Source organism: Nguyenibacter vanlangensis (assembly GCF_013376155.1).
In the GTDB taxonomy this organism is placed as follows: domain Bacteria; phylum Pseudomonadota; class Alphaproteobacteria; order Acetobacterales; family Acetobacteraceae; genus Gluconacetobacter; species Gluconacetobacter vanlangensis.
Genome location: NZ_JABXXP010000693.1, coordinates 1 through 1,428 on the forward strand (window position 1 = coordinate 1; position 1,428 = coordinate 1,428).

Annotated in this window: 2 protein-coding genes; both read left to right on the forward strand. The window is 69.0% G+C overall.

Features of this window, described 5'->3' with window-relative positions; all coding sequences use genetic code 11:
- Nucleotides 1–564 (forward strand): anthranilate phosphoribosyltransferase (locus HUK84_RS18105; RefSeq protein ID WP_374729384.1); only part of this gene is annotated, 564 nt, incomplete at its 5' end.
- An 8-nt stretch (nt 565–572) separates the two neighbouring features.
- On the forward strand, nt 573–1,424 hold the full coding sequence (trpC, locus tag HUK84_RS18110) for an indole-3-glycerol phosphate synthase TrpC (RefSeq protein ID WP_176641483.1): 852 nt from the start codon (nt 573–575) through the stop codon (nt 1,422–1,424).
- Nucleotides 1,425–1,428: the final 4 nt, after the last annotated feature.

Genomic DNA, 1,428 nt, shown 5'->3' on the forward strand with positions numbered 1-1,428 from the left:
GGGCCGCTCAGCAACCCGGCCGGGGTCAGGCGCCAGCTCGTCGGGGTGTACGACCCGTCCTGGCTTCGCCCGGTCGTCGAGACACTCCGCGACCTCGGCTCGGAACGCGTCTGGGCGGTCCACGGGAACTGCGGCGAAAACCGCGGCGCGCAGCCGGGCAGGGGCGTGGACGAACTCACCCTGGCCGGCCCGACCGACATCGTGGCGCTGCAGGACGGCCGGATCCATGAACTGACCCTCCAGCCCGAGGATGCCGGCCTGCGCGCGGCGCCGATCGCGGCGATCGCCGGCGGCGACCCGGCCGAGAACGCCCGCGCCCTGGCGGCCCTGCTGGGCGGAGCGCACGGCGCCTATCGCGACACGGTGCTGCTGAACGCCGCCATATCGTTGCACGTTGCGGGCCGGGGTGAAGTGCTTCACGATGGGGCGATCAGAACGGACGCCCTGCGTGCCCTGGTTGCCGACGCCGCCCGCGTCCTCGATGACGGATCGGCACTGGCCGCATTGAATTCCGCACGCGCCCCCCGGCCGGGCAGCGCGGAGGAGAGTATACAGAGCGTATGATGACCGACATGCCGACGAATCAGGTTCATGCCGATTGCGGTACCGTCCCCGACCCGGATGTCCTTCCGGACGTCCTGGCCCGAATTTGCGCCCGGACGCGCGTGGATGTCGCCCAGCGCGCCACCATCACGCCGCTGAAGGACATCGTCGCCCGCGCGCGTGAGGTCGATACCCCCACCCGCGGGTTCGGCCAGGCGCTCAAGCAGCGCACCGCCGACCGCCAGATCGGCCTGATCGCGGAAATCAAGAAGGCCTCGCCCTCCGCCGGCATCCTCCGCCCCGAATACGACCCGGCCGGCATCGCCGCCGACTACGAGAAAGCCGGCGCCGCCTGCCTCTCCGTCCTGACCGAGGGGTCATGCTTCCATGGCTGCGCCGAAGACCTCCAGCGGGTGCGCGAGGCCAGCCGCCTGCCGATCCTGCGCAAGGATTTCATCCTCGACCCGTGGCAGGTCCATGAAAGCCGCATCATCGGCGCCGACTGTATCCTGCTGATCATGGCCGCCCTGACCGATACCGAGGCATCGGAACTGCTCGATATCGCCCGCGGCCTGGACATGGACGTTCTGGTCGAGGTGCATGACGAAGCCGAACTGAACCGGGCCCTGGCCCTGGACACATCGCTGATCGGCATAAATAACCGCAATCTCAAGACATTGAAGACCGATCTTGAGACAACGATACAACTCACCCCCCTGGTGCCGCCCGACCGGATCGTCGTCTCCGAAAGCGGAATCCGCACGCATGAGGACGTCGTCCGGCTCAGCGAGATCGGCGCCAGCGGGTTCCTGGTCGGCGAGAGCCTGCTGCGCCAGCCCTCTCCCGGCGACGCGGCCCGCGCGCTGCTCGGTCCCGCCTGAACAT

Coding starts and splice junctions, on each gene's coding strand:
- trpC (WP_176641483.1), top strand. CDS start 573: ATGCCGACGAATCAGGTTCATGCCGATTGCGGTACCGTCCCCGACCCG.